Raw genomic sequence first — 17031 nt, 5'->3', positions numbered from 1 at the left:
ATGCCCATGTACTGGCATAAAAAAACGGCGCTAGCGCCGTTTTTTTAGCGTGTTGGCATGACAGCAACACGCGAGTGATGGGGTTACTAACGCTTTAAAGATCGCTTAACAGATGTTTTGCTTCGCTTTGTTGGCGCTCATTACCATCAAGTTGAACCTCTTTGAGTAATGCCTTCGCGCTGTCCATATCATCTATCTCAATATAGGCACGGGCTAAGTCAAGTTTGGCATTAACCGAGTTTTCCTCATCATCGACATCGACCATGGTGGTAGTGCCCATCAAATCATCGAGTTCGCCCATATCGACATTTAACTCTTTGTATTGATCTATCTCGCTATGTTCTTCATCCGCTTCATTTAACAGCCTATCAATATCGATAAAGCCATTGTCTTGTTGGAATGCCGTCAGATCATGCTCAGCAACCGCTTGTGCTGGCTTACGTTGGCGCTCTTGTGCATCTAACGCCGCTAATGCTTCGTCAACGGTGAGGTTATCATCATCTTCTAGGGTTAATGACAATTCATCATCTGGTTTATCAGCTGCCTCATTATCCGCTTGGGCATCAACCTCTTGCTGCTCGGTGGCATTGTCCCATTCGAGAATGTTACCGGCAGAACGCTTATTGCCTTTTAAATCGTCAAAAAATCCCTGCTCATTTTTAACTTGACTCTCTTTGTTATCAACCGACTCGAGATCGGCAAGCAGATCATCGAGCGACACATCATCACTTGGGAGATCGAGCGCAATATCTGCATCTTCGTCAGCGCTATGAGTCGGTGTTTGCTCAATTGCAAATGATTCAAACTCTAACGGTGCTGCGGTGCTACCACGCTTAAGTGGTGCATTAGTATCATTAGCGTCTGCCTCAACGTCTGCCTCAACATCATCTGCCGCGTCATTGTCACTATTGGCTGCACGACCAAAACCAGCAAGTAAGGCATCAAGATCTTCTTCCTGGGTGTCGCTGAGATCATCTTCCGCTAGCTCCGCAGCGATTTGCTCGGCAATATCTTGTTCATCAGCCTCAAAAGCGACGTCTTCGATTAAGCTATCATTAGCGAACTCTTCAGCAACCAATGCAGCCGCGTTGGCTTCGTCACCGTCAGCGGTCTCTTGCTTGTCGGCATCGACTTGCTGCTCTGCCTCGAATGCCACCTCTTCGATTAAGCTGTCACTGGCTAAGGTTGCCGCGGCTAGCGCTTGTGCCGCCATTTCTGCGGTTTTAGCTTCATCACGGCCCGCCTCCCGAGCCTCTTGGATGACGGTATCATCTTGCTCAACCGAGTTGAAATTGACCTCTTCAATCAAGGCTTCTTCAGTTTTAGGGTCAACAGGCGCATCAAATTCCGCTAATAAACTGTCTAAGTCGGCTTCTTCGAAACTATCATCTTCGGCGTCTTGCTCCAATTCTTGAGCAATCTGTTGCGATAGATCTTCATTATCATCTTGCGCTTCACTTATTTCTGAAGCATCGAATTCAGCCAGTAATGCATCGAGATCTGCTTCTGTGTCGGTTGAAGACGCTATATCGGTTGTAGACTCTGTTTCATTGGCAACAGGTTCAGTGCTGTCCATATCGGCTAACAAGGAATCTAGATCGTCTTGCTCTATGACGCCGTTATAAGTTTCCTCTTCCTGTTCACCCATAGCTTCAGCCCAAAGATCATCCAGTGATTGCCCCTCATCCTCTTGGGGTTCGCTTGGCGAGCTATCGGTATCAATAAACATCTCTGGGGCCATATCGAGATTTTCAGAGTCGTCGCTGAAATCGTTCTCAGGTTGTAATCCGTCGTTATCGACACTCATCAAAGATTCGAGCGTATCGACTTCATCGTCAAGATGCACAGCATCGGACTCATCCTCAGCTTCATCGCTCGGGTCAATACGTTGGGTTGCAGCTATCTCTGCAGCATTCTGAGGTGATGCCTCCTCGCCTGCTGGAGTGTTTGCATCACTCGCGTTTCGACGCTTTAATACCAGTCCCGCAATCAGCAGTAGTAATAATAATGCAGGTATGGCAGCAACAAGCCCGATATATAACGGGTTACTCATGATGGTACGCCAACTATCGCCCGTTTCAGCAACGGGTTCTGACAGCTCAGCAGCGGTTAATTCTTGGTTGAGCTGCGTGACTTGATTACTTAGCTCTGCCTTTTGCTCTTTTTGGATAAGCAACGCTTCTTCTAATTCGGCGACTCTGGTTTCAAGTTGAGCAATTCGGTCTTGTAGTAGTTGATTATCATTGGCGGCAAGATTAAGTTTATCTTCTGCGCGAGCCAGTTCATCGGTTAATGATAAATTTTTTGCCTGTTGTGCTTCTAACTTTGCATTCAGAGGAGCCTGTTGCACTACATCAGCACTGCCCTTTGTGAGTTGGTCTACTTGAGCCGCTGGCTTAACCGTTTCAGCCACGCTTGTAGGTGTGCTATCAGGTTGACTCACAGGCTTTGCTGCAACAACTGTTGGCGGCTGCGTAGCTGTAGGCCGAGGTGGCATTGACTGTGCTTTAGTTGCTTGTGACTTACTCTGTTGCCAACCAGCATCGTTAGTCTGCGCCAGTTGCTTTGCTAAGCTCTTAGGAATAGCCGCCATCACGGCTTTGGATGGGATCAGCAGGATCATGCCTTTTTCAAGGCTATTATAATTATTGTTGGCAAACGCATGGGGGTTTGCCTCATAAATAGCCGCCATCACTTGATATACGGTAACACTGTCATCGGGACGCGTTTTTTGTGCGATGCTCCAAAAGGTATCAGCAGACGTCGTTGGACCATACTGACGGATAACCTGACGTTGCTCGCCATCGGGACCGGTAATTTTGAGAGGTTCAGCCGCCGATAATAAGCCCGATGCAGTAGTGAGAATAACAAGAGCACTGGCAATGATGCCAGTGAGGTGCGATGTGCGAAGGTTCATCCATTCTTCCCTTTCAAGCTTTATAATACTGCAAATTGGCAGCATGCTTTAGGCAATTGTATTTATTGAGATTACTATAAACCAGAATTTCATGCCCTGCTACTCTTCACGATTTAAAAACAAGTAGCAACAGCAAAAAAGCCTGCATATTGCAGGCTTTTTAAAGTAAACCTTAGAAAAGGTCCATAAATTAATAATAATCCCTGATCAACACCTCGGCGATCTGCACACTATTGAGTGCTGCGCCTTTTCTGATATTGTCAGAAACTATCCACATATTAATGCCATTAGGATGCGAAATATCTTTTCGTACTCGGCCAACATACACAGGATCACTGCCAGCCGAATCAGTTACTGCCGTTGGGTAGTCATCATCAGACTCAAACAATTCAATACCTGGAGCATCGCGTAATACCGCTTTAACCTCGTCGGCATCCACCGCTTGTACCGTTTCCAAGTGCACAGCTTCTGAGTGACCATAAAATACCGGTACCCGCACTGCGGTGGGGTTTACTTCAATTTGGGTATCACCGAATATTTTTTGTGTCTCCCACACCATTTTCATCTCTTCTTTGGTGTAGCCATTTTCCATAAACACATCAATTTGCGGCAATACGTTAAAGGCGATCTGTTTAGAATACGCCAGTGGTTCAACAGGCAAGCCTTGCAGTAACTTAGCACATTGGTTAGCTAACTCTTCAATGGCTTGCTTACCAGAACCCGACACGGATTGATACGTCGCAACGTTAATACGTGAAATACCAAAGGCATCGTAAATGGGCTTAAGTGCTACTAACATCTGAATGGTAGAACAGTTAGGGTTAGCAATAATATTGCGATTACGGAAATCGGCAATCGCCTGCGGATTAACCTCGGGGACCACTAACGGCACATCGATGTCATAGCGAAAATGTGAGGTGTTATCAATTACAACACACCCTTGCTCGGCAGCAATGGGGGCCCATTTAGCAGAGACATCACCGCCAGCAGAGAAAAAGCCTATTTGCGCTTGCGACCAGTCGAAGGTATCAACATCTAAAATTTCGACCTGTTTACCGTGGAATGTTACCGTATCACCAGCGCTGCGGCGGCTGGCTAATGGGTACAAATTCGCGACGGGAAAGTTGCGTTCTTCGAGGATCTCAATCATTGTTTGACCCACGGCACCCGATGCACCTAATACGACTACGTTATATTCCTGCGACATAATTACAGACCGACTCCTGAAAAACCTAATTTGAGCACCCAATCTACATCAGAACCAGCATGATTGGCTAGCCTTAACGCACTAAATTCACGTCTATGTTTATGATTTTTTCTCATCAGGTCAAAGCCATTATGATTAAGGAAGCGGTTGCGAAAAACCAGATCGTCATCACGTAGGTCATAAACCAGCCTAACTAGGCTCAATAATGCGTTTTCATCGGGGACTGACGCTGGGTTTAATTGCTGACTCCACAAGGGGGGCAGCAGCTCATCCATCGACTTATGGGCAGTTAACCCTAAATGTGCCATTAACGCTTCATAAAGCATAAAAGTGCCGCGGGCCTTACCTTCGAGGCTGTAACCTGCAATGTGCGGGGTAGCAATATCAACATAAGGCACCAGCTCTGCCATTGGGTGGGGCTCACCCTCCCATACATCGAGCACCAATTTGAGATCATCACGCAGCTGTTTAACCGCGAACAATGCACGATTATCAATCACCTCACCACGGCAACAATTTAGTAACCAACAATCGGGGCGAAGACTGGCTAATCGCGCCTCATCAAACAGGTACCAAGTAGGATGCGCACCACTTTTGGTCAATGGCACATGCAATGAAATCACATCACAACGGGTAATTAGCTCATCTAAGGCGACAAAGTTACGTGGATCATCAGATGTGGCTAACAGTGGATCATGCAGTAGTACCTTGACGCCATACGCCTGCAGGCACTTTTGCAGCGCCGAGCCAGTATTACCAGCGCCAATAATGCCAACCGTCTTATTTTTTAACGGCTGTTCAAAACGTCTCGCCAGTTCAAGCATGGCAATAAAAGCATATTCCCCGACAGCTGTGGCATTGCACCCTGGCGCATTGGTATAACATATATTGCGTTCAGTTAAATAGACTTGATCGATATGATCCATACCGATGGTGGCGCTGCCAACAAATTGGAGTTGTGTATTCAGGGTTAACAACTGCCGATTAACTTGGGTCACGGAGCGCACCAGCAGCACATCGGCATCACGCACCTGCTCAGGCGTGAGTTTACGTCCATCTACGCGCACCACCTCACCTACATCGGCAAACAAGGCTTCAACATAAGGCATGTTTTCATCGGCTAGGATTTTCATCGATATCTCATCTACTTGTTAAACATGGGGGGAACTGCATTGCTGCCGTTAAACTCTTTCTTAGATAGATTGTCATCACAACCAATCACATCGAGCTTATTTTGCCTTAAAAACCACAGACAAAAAAGGAGCCACTTAGGCTCCTTTTTTGCATTATGCAACACGCTCAAATTAACGAGTACGTGGGCAAAGTTCTTCAGTGCTGAAGAAGTATGCAATTTCACGCTCAGCAGATGCTACTGAATCTGAACCGTGAGCCGCATTCTCGTCAATGCTTTCAGCGAAATCAGCGCGGATAGTACCAGGCGCAGCTTCTGCTGGGTTGGTCGCACCTAAGATTTCACGGTGAGCTAGCACTGCGTTTTCGCCTTCTAGTACTTGTACTACGATTGGACCAGAAGTCATGAATTCAACTAGCGCACCAAAGAAAGGACGCTCGCTGTGCTCAGCGTAAAAGCCTTCAGCTTGTTCTTTGCTTAGGTGAACCATTTTAGAAGCGATGATTTTAAGGCCAGCTGTTTCAAAACGGTTATAGATAGCGCCGATGTGGTTTTTAGCAACTGCATCAGGCTTAATGATAGAAAAAGTACGTTCGATAGCCATGTCTAGCTTCCTTTAATAAACAGGTTTAAAAAAATTCGCGCGGATTATACGAAATTAATCGACAAAAACCTACCTTTAAATAACAAGATTATTCAAGCAATAAGCTAATTACGGCTACATAGCACCTCTATTAATACGAGATGACCCTAATCAGCAATTTCATTGGAAAAGGCAGCCCTAAGCTCTAGAAGCAAGACGCTGAAAACACCTGCTTAATCGTATTCGTTAATCCAGCAGCGCTGTATTGCTTCTAAAATACGTTCATTACAATGGGCTGGGTCATCGTCGAAATCATCAAGTTCTAGTACCCATTGGCGTAAATCGGTAAACCTAATCTGTTGCGGGTCGACATCTGGATGCGCTTCTAAAAGCGATAAGGCGATGTCGAGAGAGTCTATCCACTGCATAAATATGCTCCTATAAAACCATAATGTTAGAAGCATAGTCGCTATCTTATACCAAGCCCATTAAAAATCTGCCCTTTGAGCTTTGAGCTTTGAGTAAGTATGTTAAATCCTCAGCTGAAGGCATTATTGATACCTGTCATATCGACATCACCATATAGCCATATATTTAGCCAAAGGTTAATTAAAGCCGACCACATGAAGAATAAATAGCATCAGAGAACATAAAAAAGCCAGTCAAAAGACTGGCTTTACATAAACTAGCTGACGAGTCGGTAGTAAACGTAACTAACCTTCGCTGACCATATTAATGGTGTACTTAGGAATATCCACCACAAGATCGCAGTCAGGCACGCGAGACTGGCAAGAGAGGCGGCTCTCTGGTTCAAGCCCCCAAGCTTTATCTAACATGTCATCTTCAAGCTCATCGCTTTCTTCAAGTTGATCAAAACCTTCACGGATGATCACGTGACAAGTTGTGCACGCACAAGACTTTTCACACGCATGTTCAATATGAATACCGTTACGTAATGCAACGTCTAATACGGTTTCACCTTGTTGTGCTTCGACAACCGCCCCATCAGGACATAACTCTTCGTGGGGTAAAAAAACTATTTGCGGCATACTCTTACCTATATATTGTCAACCGACTGGCCCTTAAGTGCCAATCGAATAGAATTATCCATACGTTTTGCTGCGAAAGTTTGACTTGCATTATCTAATGCTTCAATCGCTTTTTCGATAGCATCTGCATCGCCCTGCGCCGCAGTTTGTACCAAATGAGCCATACCTTGCTCGATGGCATTGGCTTCTTCAGCGGATAACAGATAACTGTCTTTGGCCAGTGCTGCCGAAAGTGATTCTAACACCCGCGCGGCTTCAACTTGTTGTTCTGCCGCCATACGACGTTCTATATCTTCTTTCGCATGGGCCATTGAATCTTTGAGCATCGAACCAATTTCTTCATCGGTCAACCCGAATGAAGGTTTGACTTGAATCGTTGCTTGCACCCCTGATGACTTTTCCATTGCTGTAACACTGAGTAACCCGTCGGCATCCACTTGAAAAGTAACCCGAATGTGCGCTGCACCAGCAGCCATTGGCGGTATACCTTTTAAGGTAAAGCGCGCAAGTGAGCGGCAATCGGCCACTAATTCACGTTCGCCCTGCACGACATGAAATGCCATCGCGGTTTGGCCATCTTTAAAGGTGGTGAACTCTTGTGCCCTGGCCACTGGAATGGTGGTATTACGTGAAACGACCTTTTCAACCAATCCGCCCATGGTTTCGATACCCAGCGACAGGGGTAATACATCAAGCAATAATAGATCGGAGTCAGGTTTATTACCCACCAAAATATCGGCTTGTATCGCGGCACCAACGGCAACGACGCGATCAGGATCGATAGAGGTTAAAGGCGGACGACCAAAAAACTCGGCCACACGTTGACGCACTAGCGGGACACGTGTCGAGCCACCGACCATGACGGTTTCAAGCACTTCATCGGCTTTGATGCCCGCATCGCGCAAAGCTCGGCGGCAACTGGCGATGGTCTTTTTAACGAACGGCTCAATGAGTGTATCAAACTGTGCTTTAGTCACTGTTTGTTGTAACTGACGTCCATCAGCAAGTTGTAAATGCGCGAGCGTACTATCGTCTTCTGTCAACGCCTCTTTGACGCGACGGCTTTCAATTAATAGTGCACGACGCTCTTGCGCCGTCAGGCTGCTTAATTGCCAATGCTCTTGCAGATGTTGCGCTAATGCGTGGTCAAAATCGTCGCCACCCAGCGCAGAGTCACCACCTGTCGCCATCACTTCAAACACGCCTTTATTGAGGCGTAAAATCGAAATATCGAAGGTGCCACCACCTAAATCATAAATGGCAATCATCCCCTCTTGGCCAGAATCTAAGCCATAGGCGATCGCCGCTGCAGTTGGCTCATTAAGTAGACGTAGTACTTTTACACCAAGCAGACCGGCAGCATCTTTAGTGCCTTGACGCTGTGCATCATCGAAATATGCTGGCACAGTGATCACCACACCCTCAAGCGTTCCACCTAAGGTTTTTTCGGCACGTTCAACTAATGGCCTTAAAATTTCTGCTGAAATTTGAATCGGATTATGCTGTCCACCGGCGGTATTAAATAATGGTAGACCATTGGTACTGGCAGAAAATTGATAAGGTAACGATTGGTCTTGCGCTTGAATATCATCCAAGCTCCGTCCCATGAAACGCTTAACGGAGACAACCGTATTGAGCGGGTCTTGGGCTGAGTATCGCTCGGCTTCAACACCGACTTGCACGCCCTCTTGAGTAAAACGCACCACAGAGGCCAGTGCATGACGCCCGGTTTCATCGGCAAGCGTGTCTGCTACGCCGCTTCGAACCGCGGCGACTAAAGAATTGGTGGTGCCTAGATCGATCCCCACAGCTAGCCTATGTTGATGAGGAGCTGCGCTTTGTCCGGGTTCAGCTATCTGCAAAAGTGCCATATCTATCCAACTTAAAAAAATAAAGGCTCAATAGATATTGAGCCAATCAACAATTATTCGCCTCTAAAAAAGCGCATCTTCGGCTCTAGCGAGTTCATCTTGCAATTTCGCCATGAACTTGAGTTTGCGGATCAGATCGGCCGCGTCCAGCAAGGCTTGTTGATCATCACTACCGACCAGCTGACTCATTTGCGCCGTGATCTGCTCTCGATAGTCGGCAAACGAGTGATGTAATTGATCAATCAACTTATCGGGATCATCACAATGCTTGATCGCTTCGAGTGATTCACGCCATTCCATCTGCTGCATTAAAAACTGCGTGTCTTTAACTGTGGTGGACTCGTGGCTCAGATCGATCCCTTTTAAGCTCAGCATATGTTCGGCACGCAAAATAGGATGCTTTAACGTGTTATACCCATCGTTTACCTGCGCAGTGCGCTGCACGGCTATGCGTTTATCTTGCTCACTGGCATTAGCAAACTTATCGGGATGCACTGTCCGCTGCAGATCGCGGTAACGTTCTGCAAGCAAGGCAGTGTCGAGGTCATATACAGGCGATAAACTAAACAACTCAAAGTAGTTCATGTATTAGATTCGGTAGTTAGACTGTGAAGCTTTCGCCGCAGCCACACTCCCCTTTTGCGTTAGGGTTATTAAACTGAAATCCTTCATTGAGTCCTTCTTTAATGAAGTCTAACTCGATACCTTGAAGGTAGATAAAGCTTTTTGCATCGATGATAATTTTGACCCCATCGATATCAAAAACTTCATCATCGGCATTCAGATCATCAACAAACTCAAGTACGTAAGCCATACCTGAACATCCTGAGGTTTTAAGCCCCAAACGTAATCCAATACCTTTCCCGCGACTGGCCAAAAAGCTTTTCACCCTTTCGGCAGCCGCTGGAGTCATCGTTATTGCCATGTTAACTCCGAATATTACTTCTGATGCTTAGACTTGTAGTCTTCTAACGCCGCTTTAATCGCATCTTCTGCCAAAATTGAGCAGTGGATTTTAACAGGCGGTAATGCAAGCTCTTCAGCAATATCCGTATTTTTAATCGCTTGCGCTTGTTCAATAGTTTTACCTTTTACCCACTCGGTCACTAATGAACTTGACGCAATCGCACTGCCACAACCATAAGTTTTAAACTTTGCATCTTCGATAATACCGTTATCGTCGATTTTAAGTTGTAACTTCATCACGTCACCACAGGCAGGTGCACCGACCATACCGGTCACCACTGATGGGTCGTTTTTGTCGAATGAACCAACGTTACGCGGGTTCTCATAATGATCTATTACTTTTTCACTGTAAGCCATGATTCTGCTCCAATCGCTCTATTCGTTTATTAGCCAGATTAATGATGTGCCCATTCAACCTGAGACAGGTCAACGCCATCTTTAAACATCTCCCACAATGGAGACATCTCCCTTAGGTGACCAATAGACTTGTTAATGGTCTCTATCGCGTGGTCAATCTCTTCTTCTGTGGTGAAACGACCAATTGAGAAACGGATTGAGCTGTGCGCCATTTCATCGTTTAGTCCTAACGCTCGAAGCACATAACTTGGCTCCAAGCTTGCTGATGTACAGGCAGAACCTGACGAAACAGCCAAATCTTTCAGTGCCATCATCAATGACTCACCTTCAACAAAGTTAAAGCTGACGTTAAAGATGCCGCAGTACCCTTGTTCTACATCACCGTTAATATAGGTTTCTTCGATATGTTTGATACCATTCCACAATCTGTCACGTAAGCGACGAATGCGTGCGGTATCGGCTTCCATATCCGTTTTAGCTACGGCAGCCGCTTCACCCATACCGACAATTTGATGTGTTGCTAAGGTACCACTACGCATACCACGCTCATGTCCACCACCATGCATCATGGCTTCTAGACGGATACGGGGCTTACGACGGACATAAAGAACACCAATACCTTTGGGACCGTACATTTTATGACCTGAAATCGCCATTAAATCGACTTTGGTTTTCTGTAAATCGATAGGCAATTTACCCGCGCTCTGCGCGGCATCAACGTGGAAAATCACCTTCTTTGCCCGGCACAGTTCGCCAATAGCGTCGATATCATGGATGACACCAAGTTCGTTATTGACGTGCATTAGACTGAGCAAAATAGTGTCTTCACGCATCGCTGCTTCAATTTTTTCAAGCGGGATTATACCGTTAGCGCCAGGCTCTAGGTAAGTCACTTCATACCCTTCACGCTCTAGCTGACGACAGGTATCGAGTACCGCTTTATGTTCAGTCTTACTGGTGATGATGTGCTTACCCTTTTTATGGTAAAAATGGGCTACACCTTTGATGGCTAAGTTGTCAGATTCTGTCGCGCCAGAGGTAAACACTATCTCACGCGGATCGGCATTAATTAACTCAGCAATCTGGTTACGAGCAATATCAACCGCTTCTTCGGCTTGCCAGCCATAGCGATGCGAACGTGATGCTGGGTTGCCAAAAATGCCATCCATCGTCAGGCATTGCATCATTTTTTCTGCAACACGAGGATCGACTGGCGTTGTTGCAGCATAATCTAAATAGATAGGAAGCTTCATCTCACACTCCGTACTTAGCGGGCCAAAACAGACCGCTTACCACGTACAAAAAATAAATATTAGTCAAATAACAAAGTTAACTTAAGCAGTTACTCTTTGTTCCTGTTGTATTTTGTCCTGTTTAATTGAGATAAATTGAACATCTCGCTTGTTCATCAATCCGGCAAGACTAATGCCATTTAAAAAATCTGAAATTTGTTTGCTTAAATCACCCCAAAGTGAATGGGTTAGACAGCGAGTTCCACTTTGGCAATTTCCCAAACCTTGGCAACGGGTGGCATCAACAGATTCATCCACCGCTCTGACGACCATACCGACCGATATTTCACCGGCGTCAAATCCCAAACGATAACCACCGCCAGGGCCTCTTACGCTCGAGACTAATCCATGTTTACGTAATTTAGCGAAGAGTTGCTCAAGATAGGATAGGGAAATTCCCTGACGTTCGGAGATGTCAGCTAACGGCACTGGGCCAGATGTAGAATGCATAGCAACGTCTAACATTGCCGTTACTGCATAGCGCCCTTTTGAAGTAAGTTTCATAGCTACCACTGCTCTCTAAAATGCTTAGGTCAATTCAACCATACTTGAGTAATTTAGTCAAGTATAAAACCTAGCAATTTAGTCAGGTATTAAAGATGATAACGAAACAGATAAAATACCCTGATTCATTAGTGGGGTATTTAACCTGTTTCGCTTGCAAGATTCAATGTCACGAGGCAATTAATCTGATTTTTCTTAAATTATGGGATCAAACTCATCAATCGCATGTTGGCGCTTTTCCGCAGCAGCTTGTTCTACATCACTAAACTCATCAACATCTAGTTCAGGCAGGCGCTCGGTGCAGACACTGCCTCCCATACTTTGCACGGCTTGGCACACCTCTTGTACTTTAGAGTCCATTAGGTGCATATGATCGAGCATCTGGCCGATAGCATTGGCAACTGGATCTGGGTTATCAGGTGACACTGCATAAGCATCAAAGCCATACTTTTTGGCCATTTCGGTGCGGCGCTGGGCATGTTCTTTAGACTTTTCCGTCGGTTTAGCCACGACTCTTGCAGGGATCCCCACCACAGTCGTGTCTTTAGCCACTTCTTTGACCACCACAGAATTTGACCCCACGCGAGCACCATCGTGCATAGTGATAGGTCCCAGAATCTTGGCACCGGCACCAATCACCACATTGTCGCCCAAGGTCGGGTGACGCTTACCCGCTTGCCATGTTGTGCCCCCTAAGGTCACACCATGATAAAGGGTACAATCATTACCAATTTCAGCCGTTTCCCCTATCACAACGCCCATACCATGATCGATAAAAAACCGATCTCCTATGGTCGCGCCGGGATGGATCTCGACACCAGTTAACCAGCGAGAAAAAGTCGATATCGCTCGAGCCGTTAGGCGCCATTTGCGTTTCCATAATTTATGACTCAGGCGATGTATCCAAATTGCTTGCATACCTGGGTAGTTCATCAATATCTCTAAGGTGCTATTTGCCGCAGGGTCTCTGTGATAAATAGACTCGATATCATCTTTAATTCTGGATATGACGCCCATGGACTTAATCTTCCTTTTTAACTGCTGGGTCGTATTGCGCTTGTTGCGCGTTATCGGCCAAGGTCACTTTTTTATCAACAGAGGTTAAAATACCACGCAAGATATTCATCTCTTGGCTTTCAATTCTGGCACGACTAAACAGACGACGCAGTTTAGTCATCACCTGCCCTGGGTGCTGTTTAACAATAAAGCCTGTCGACAATAGGGTGTTTTCTAAATGATTAAAAAAGTTCTCTTGCTCTTTTGCTAAAGGGTATTCAACGGTTTCAACCACCTCAGGCGACTGATTAAGGAAAGCAACACGCGCTTCATAACAGATGATTTGCACCGCTTGCGCTAAGTTCAGTGAGGTGTATTCAGGATTGGCCGGAATCGCCACATGATAGTTACACTTTTGTAGCTCTTCGTTAGAGAGACCATTATTTTCACGACCAAATACAATAGCCACTGGCCCATTAACTGCTGAGGCCACCAGCTTTTCTCCAGCCTGACGCGGATCAAGCATTGGCCAATCAAGGGTGCGACTACGGGCACTTGTCGCAATGACTAAGCTGCAATCTGCAATCGCATCGGCAAGCGAATCTACCGTCACCGCATGCTTTAAGATATCTGATGCCCCAGCTGCCAGAGCAACAGAGTGGCCATCTGGCGCCACTTTAGGTTCGGCTAAATACAGGGTCGATAATCCCATGGTCTTCATCGCACGAGCGGTAGAGCCAATATTACCAGGATGGGAGGTTCCTACGAGAACTACACGAATATTGCTAAGCATGAAACTTTTAATTTCTATCTATAGAACAGTACCCTTGATGGTATCACAGCGAAGTCAGATCCCTTATATAAAAATCTCTATTTGATATAACCGTAAAATCTCGTATAATGTGCGCCGATTATTTATATCTGTTCTTTAACATCCAGGGGATTGTAATGCATCCGATGCAGACTATTGCTGTGCGCGCCGCTCGCGCTGCCGGCCAAACGATTATGCGCGCCTACACCGAACTTGACCGTGTAGAAATTAGCGCAAAAGGTATCAATGACTACGTAACAAACGTGGATAAAGAAGCAGAAGCGGCAATTACATATCAAATTCGCAAGTCATACCCAGACCACACTATCGTTGCCGAAGAAGGTGGCGAAAACAAGGGCGACAATAAAGACTATATGTGGATTGTTGATCCCTTGGATGGCACCAACAACTTTGTTAGGGGCATTCCTCATTTCTCGGTATCCATTGCCGTACAATACAAAGGCAAAACCGAAGTCGCTGTCGTTTACGATCCTGTTCGTGACGAGCTATTTACCGCTGTGCGTGGTAAAGGCGCAAAATTAAACGATTTTCGTTTGCGCGTAAGTAAAACTAACGACTTGAATGAAACAATTATTGCTACAGGTTTCCCGTTCAAAGCCAAACAACATTCTGAAACTTACATGAAGCTATTTGCTGAAACTTTCAGCATGTGTGCCGATTTGCGTCGTGCTGGCTCAGCGGCTCTCGATTTAGCCTATGTGGCTGCTGGCCGTATGGATGCGTTTTTTGAAATAGGTCTTAAACCATGGGATATCGCTGCTGGTGACCTTATCGTGCGAGAAGCCGGTGGTACCGTAACCGACTTTACCGGTAACCATGGGTATATGAGTTCAGGTAACATCATTGCTGGCACGCCTAAGGTGACAGGATTATTGGTTAAAAGTTTCCGTCCATTACTCAGTGAAGCACTCAAGCGTTGATTCTAAGGTCACTTTACCTCGATAACGTGCGATAACGTAACAATTTAAAACCGCTCTTGATGAGCGGTTTTTTTATATTTGTCCTTGTTCCCCTTCATGCACTAATCTGCGAATGGCAATCCATCAATACCGCTGATTAACGCTATTACTCATATTCTTGAAGCATTACGAACATTACTGATAATTCGTATTGCACCGAAAAATAGTAAGCCTTTACCGTTCAACCATATCCAAGACTGAAGATACACGTCACTATTTTCAAAGCTAGTGTTCAAAGTTTAAGCACCATTGAATCCCTTACCCGACAGACTCAACATAACATTGAGATTCAATCACACCTTATCTGGGACATTAATGCATCACTTTGTGAATAAAATCACAAACATCTGCTAGCGCAATACGTAATTGTTGATACCATCTATAAAAACACTAATGAGAGTTGTTTATGGGAAAGCTTTATATTCGCTATGGTTCAAAAAGCATCAAGGCTATTGAGTACTTCGTCTTAATCATTATCGCCATTGCCACTATGGTGGCGATTGGACAAGAGGTCGTACACATCATAATCATGCGCAAAGTGGCGTTAGAAGATCTATTACTGCTGTTTATCTATCTCGAAGTATTAGCCATGGTGGCTAATTACGCTGAGTCAGGAAAACTGCCAGTACGAATGCCACTGTATATCGCCATTGTTGCACTCGCTCGATATCTGATTTTAGATATGAAGAGCATGGACGACTGGCGTATTTTTGCGATTGCCGTTTCAACATTAGTCCTCGCCGGCACTGTGATCGTCATTCGTTGGGGTCAACTTAAATTGCCCTATCCTCGTAATAGCGATGACTTATAATTACTTGCTTATCAAACCATAACGGCGCTTTTTCAGCGCCGTTTGTTTCACTATGGCTTCCCACCCAAATTGTGCTAGCTTTAACCCATTGGACTATCTCAACCTAGCAAGGAATATCAATGAACCTACAGCAAGAGCTTGATGAACGTCGTCAATCATTACGGGTAGACATGGAGTCGGAGCGAATTAAGATTGCTTGGACAGATGCCAGTGGCGAGACTAAATATGATGATGCCTTGTGTGCCGACCTTTCCCGCCGGGGCATTCTCATCGAATATCACCTACCTTTTACCTTAGGCGAATTACTCGATATCACCTTCAACCACAATACCGACAAACAAAATGCAATTAAGGCTCAAGTGTGCCGCTGCCAACAACAAAATAGCGAAAACTATCGCACCGCGTTGCAGATTATTTAGTCATTTCAGTGAGCTAATCTATACTAAAAAACACTTATGTAATGCTAAGTAATCCAATGCTCGACTTGATGGAGAGACACTCATGATTTTGCTTGTAGGCGGTGAAAAAGGAGGCGCAGGAAAAAGCTGTATGGCGCAAAACATTGCTGTTCATATCACTCAAAAACATAACGCGAATGTGTTAATGGTAGATTGTGACCCACAGCGCACCACTTCAGATTGGATCCAAGCTCGTAATGAAGATCCCAACCTCCCAACCATCAACTGCATTCAGCTATACGGTAAAATCCGTAACGATTTACTCGGGCTCGATCAACGCTTTGATTATGTGATTGTTGATTGTGGCGGCCAAGACAACCTCGCCATGCGTGCTGCCATGTCGGTAGCCACCTATGTGCTATTACCACTGCGGCCTAAACGCCGCGATCTCAAAACCCTACCCCATATGGAAGATATGCTCAGTACCTGTAAGATGGTCAATCCCAAAATGGTCGCTGCTGTGATTATAACTCAATGCCCATCATTGCCTAATCAGTATAAGCGCATCCTAGAAGCCAAAGAGGTGGTCGAATCCTTTGGACTAAGGGCATTAAATGCAGTCACTTTCAGCCGCAATATCTATGACGATAGCGAAGAGCAAGGCTCATCGGTACTTGAAATTGAGCCCGACGGTAAAGCCGCCATCGAAATACGTGCTATTTGCGATGAACTACTCGCCATACCACCTGAAAATTCTTATGAGCTTAACTGATCTTAAGCGGCGTAAGCCTAAGCCGCGCAAGGAACTCTCGCTCGAAGAGTTTATCGAAGATGCCAATAACTATGCATTTGGCCAACCCAGCCTATCTCAACGCACGAAGAAGAAACACAAAGCCAAGCAAACGGTTAGCCTTAAAAAGCAATCTAGTAAAATTTTTCGCCACGCCACCTTCACCCTTACCGAAAACAGTATCGCACAGCTCAATCAACTGGCCAGTGACGCAAAAATTGCCAAGTCCCGACTTATCCGGTTGATGATAAAAGATTTTGCCGACAAGTCACCACAAGCCATACAACAACTTATTGATGAAAGCCAAGACTAACTCGATAGACGTAAGTGATGTGGTAGGACAGCGTATACTGACGCCGCCCTATCG

19 protein-coding genes are annotated in these 17031 nt (G+C 45.6%); 5 read left to right on the top strand and 14 right to left on the bottom strand.

Going from position 1 to position 17031, the window contains the following annotated elements; all coding sequences use genetic code 11:
• Window positions 1-94 precede the first annotated feature (94 nt).
• The 14 genes from DN599_RS17460 to trmJ all read right to left on the bottom strand — a co-directional run bounded on the left by DN599_RS17460 (window position 95) and on the right by trmJ (window position 13667).
• Window positions 95-2917: a FimV/HubP family polar landmark protein gene (locus DN599_RS17460; RefSeq protein ID WP_110458882.1), complete on the bottom strand. Its 2823-nt coding sequence runs from the start codon at window positions 2915-2917 to the stop codon at window positions 95-97.
• Window positions 2918-3107: 190 nt separating this feature from the next.
• Complete coding sequence (locus DN599_RS17455; protein WP_110458881.1) at window positions 3108-4124, bottom strand: aspartate-semialdehyde dehydrogenase; 1017 nt, start codon at window positions 4122-4124, stop codon at window positions 3108-3110.
• Window positions 4125-4126: 2 nt separating this feature from the next.
• Complete coding sequence (locus DN599_RS17450; RefSeq protein WP_110458880.1) at window positions 4127-5257, bottom strand: 4-phosphoerythronate dehydrogenase; 1131 nt, start codon at window positions 5255-5257, stop codon at window positions 4127-4129.
• 171 nt (window positions 5258-5428) lie between these two features.
• On the bottom strand, window positions 5429-5860 hold the full coding sequence (gene ndk / locus DN599_RS17445) for a nucleoside-diphosphate kinase (RefSeq protein WP_110458879.1): 432 nt from the start codon (window positions 5858-5860) through the stop codon (window positions 5429-5431).
• 212 nt (window positions 5861-6072) lie between these two features.
• Window positions 6073-6273: a Fe-S cluster assembly protein IscX gene (gene iscX / locus DN599_RS17440; RefSeq protein ID WP_110458980.1), complete on the bottom strand. Its 201-nt coding sequence runs from the start codon at window positions 6271-6273 to the stop codon at window positions 6073-6075.
• A gap of 279 nt (window positions 6274-6552) precedes the next feature.
• Window positions 6553-6888: an ISC system 2Fe-2S type ferredoxin gene (gene fdx, locus DN599_RS17435; RefSeq protein WP_110458878.1), complete on the bottom strand. Its 336-nt coding sequence runs from the start codon at window positions 6886-6888 to the stop codon at window positions 6553-6555.
• Window positions 6889-6896: 8 nt separating this feature from the next.
• On the bottom strand, window positions 6897-8759 hold the full coding sequence (gene hscA, locus DN599_RS17430; RefSeq protein WP_110458877.1) for a Fe-S protein assembly chaperone HscA: 1863 nt from the start codon (window positions 8757-8759) through the stop codon (window positions 6897-6899).
• Between the two features lie 63 nt (window positions 8760-8822).
• Window positions 8823-9344, bottom strand: a complete 522-nt coding sequence (gene hscB, locus DN599_RS17425) for a co-chaperone HscB (RefSeq protein WP_110458876.1) — start codon at window positions 9342-9344, stop codon at window positions 8823-8825.
• A 16-nt stretch (window positions 9345-9360) separates the two neighbouring features.
• The gene (gene iscA / locus DN599_RS17420; protein ID WP_110458875.1) at window positions 9361-9684 is read right to left on the bottom strand and encodes an iron-sulfur cluster assembly protein IscA; all 324 of its coding nucleotides are present in this window, start codon (window positions 9682-9684) and stop codon (window positions 9361-9363) included.
• A gap of 14 nt (window positions 9685-9698) precedes the next feature.
• A complete protein-coding gene (gene iscU / locus DN599_RS17415) occupies window positions 9699-10082 on the bottom strand; it encodes a Fe-S cluster assembly scaffold IscU (protein WP_110458874.1) in 384 nt (127 codons plus the stop codon).
• A gap of 38 nt (window positions 10083-10120) precedes the next feature.
• Window positions 10121-11335, bottom strand: a complete 1215-nt coding sequence (locus DN599_RS17410) for an IscS subfamily cysteine desulfurase (RefSeq protein WP_110458873.1) — start codon at window positions 11333-11335, stop codon at window positions 10121-10123.
• 81 nt (window positions 11336-11416) lie between these two features.
• Window positions 11417-11878, bottom strand: coding sequence for a Fe-S cluster assembly transcriptional regulator IscR (gene iscR, locus DN599_RS17405; protein ID WP_110458872.1), 462 nt, complete (start codon window positions 11876-11878; stop codon window positions 11417-11419).
• 195 nt (window positions 11879-12073) lie between these two features.
• Window positions 12074-12895 carry a serine O-acetyltransferase gene (cysE, locus tag DN599_RS17400; RefSeq protein WP_110458871.1) on the bottom strand — a complete coding sequence of 274 codons (822 nt, stop codon included), beginning with the start codon at window positions 12893-12895 and terminating at the stop codon, window positions 12074-12076.
• 4 nt (window positions 12896-12899) lie between these two features.
• Window positions 12900-13667, bottom strand: coding sequence for a tRNA (cytosine(32)/uridine(32)-2'-O)-methyltransferase TrmJ (gene trmJ, locus DN599_RS17395; protein ID WP_110458870.1), 768 nt, complete (start codon window positions 13665-13667; stop codon window positions 12900-12902).
• Window positions 13668-13822: 155 nt separating this feature from the next.
• Here trmJ and suhB point away from each other — a divergent pair, with 155 nt between their 5' ends.
• From suhB to DN599_RS17370, 5 genes are all read left to right on the top strand, one after another.
• Entirely contained in the window at window positions 13823-14626 is an 804-nt protein-coding gene (gene suhB / locus DN599_RS17390; RefSeq protein WP_110458869.1) for an inositol-1-monophosphatase, read from the top strand.
• Between the two features lie 445 nt (window positions 14627-15071).
• Window positions 15072-15476 carry a phosphate-starvation-inducible protein PsiE gene (locus DN599_RS17385; RefSeq protein WP_110458868.1) on the top strand — a complete coding sequence of 135 codons (405 nt, stop codon included), beginning with the start codon at window positions 15072-15074 and terminating at the stop codon, window positions 15474-15476.
• 119 nt (window positions 15477-15595) lie between these two features.
• Window positions 15596-15895, top strand: a complete 300-nt coding sequence (locus tag DN599_RS17380) for a PilZ domain-containing protein (RefSeq protein ID WP_110458867.1) — start codon at window positions 15596-15598, stop codon at window positions 15893-15895.
• A gap of 82 nt (window positions 15896-15977) precedes the next feature.
• Complete coding sequence (locus tag DN599_RS17375) at window positions 15978-16646, top strand: AAA family ATPase (protein ID WP_110458866.1); 669 nt, start codon at window positions 15978-15980, stop codon at window positions 16644-16646.
• Entirely contained in the window at window positions 16633-16977 is a 345-nt protein-coding gene (locus tag DN599_RS17370) for a replication protein RepA (RefSeq protein WP_110458865.1), read from the top strand. The genes DN599_RS17375 and DN599_RS17370 overlap by 14 nt, the downstream gene beginning before the upstream one ends.
• Window positions 16978-17031: the final 54 nt, after the last annotated feature.

The sequence above is a fragment of the Shewanella algidipiscicola genome (assembly GCF_900380485.1).
GTDB classification, from domain to species: Bacteria; Pseudomonadota; Gammaproteobacteria; order Enterobacterales; family Shewanellaceae; genus Shewanella; species Shewanella algidipiscicola.
This window is presented reverse-complemented; position numbering and strand designations above follow the sequence as displayed.

Bases quoted from the DNA above. Each gene is read 5' to 3' on its own strand.
- fdx (WP_110458878.1), bottom strand. From the start codon at position 6,888: ATGCCGCAAATAGTTTTTTTACCCCACGAAGAGTTATGTCCTGATGGG.
- iscR (WP_110458872.1), bottom strand. From the start codon at position 11,878: ATGAAACTTACTTCAAAAGGGCGCTATGCAGTAACGGCAATGTTAGAC.
- DN599_RS17380 (WP_110458867.1), top strand. From the start codon at position 15,596: ATGAACCTACAGCAAGAGCTTGATGAACGTCGTCAATCATTACGGGTA.
- cysE (WP_110458871.1), bottom strand. From the start codon at position 12,895: ATGGGCGTCATATCCAGAATTAAAGATGATATCGAGTCTATTTATCAC.
- suhB (WP_110458869.1), top strand. From the start codon at position 13,823: ATGCATCCGATGCAGACTATTGCTGTGCGCGCCGCTCGCGCTGCCGGC.
- iscA (WP_110458875.1), bottom strand. From the start codon at position 9,684: ATGGCAATAACGATGACTCCAGCGGCTGCCGAAAGGGTGAAAAGCTTT.
- iscU (WP_110458874.1), bottom strand. From the start codon at position 10,082: ATGGCTTACAGTGAAAAAGTAATAGATCATTATGAGAACCCGCGTAAC.
- DN599_RS17450 (WP_110458880.1), bottom strand. From the start codon at position 5,257: ATGAAAATCCTAGCCGATGAAAACATGCCTTATGTTGAAGCCTTGTTT.
- trmJ (WP_110458870.1), bottom strand. From the start codon at position 13,667: ATGCTTAGCAATATTCGTGTAGTTCTCGTAGGAACCTCCCATCCTGGT.
- DN599_RS17385 (WP_110458868.1), top strand. From the start codon at position 15,072: ATGGGAAAGCTTTATATTCGCTATGGTTCAAAAAGCATCAAGGCTATT.
- ndk (WP_110458879.1), bottom strand. From the start codon at position 5,860: ATGGCTATCGAACGTACTTTTTCTATCATTAAGCCTGATGCAGTTGCT.
- hscB (WP_110458876.1), bottom strand. From the start codon at position 9,344: ATGAACTACTTTGAGTTGTTTAGTTTATCGCCTGTATATGACCTCGAC.
- DN599_RS17410 (WP_110458873.1), bottom strand. From the start codon at position 11,335: ATGAAGCTTCCTATCTATTTAGATTATGCTGCAACAACGCCAGTCGAT.
- hscA (WP_110458877.1), bottom strand. From the start codon at position 8,759: ATGGCACTTTTGCAGATAGCTGAACCCGGACAAAGCGCAGCTCCTCAT.
- DN599_RS17370 (WP_110458865.1), top strand. From the start codon at position 16,633: ATGAGCTTAACTGATCTTAAGCGGCGTAAGCCTAAGCCGCGCAAGGAA.
- DN599_RS17375 (WP_110458866.1), top strand. From the start codon at position 15,978: ATGATTTTGCTTGTAGGCGGTGAAAAAGGAGGCGCAGGAAAAAGCTGT.
- DN599_RS17455 (WP_110458881.1), bottom strand. From the start codon at position 4,124: ATGTCGCAGGAATATAACGTAGTCGTATTAGGTGCATCGGGTGCCGTG.
- DN599_RS17460 (WP_110458882.1), bottom strand. From the start codon at position 2,917: ATGAACCTTCGCACATCGCACCTCACTGGCATCATTGCCAGTGCTCTT.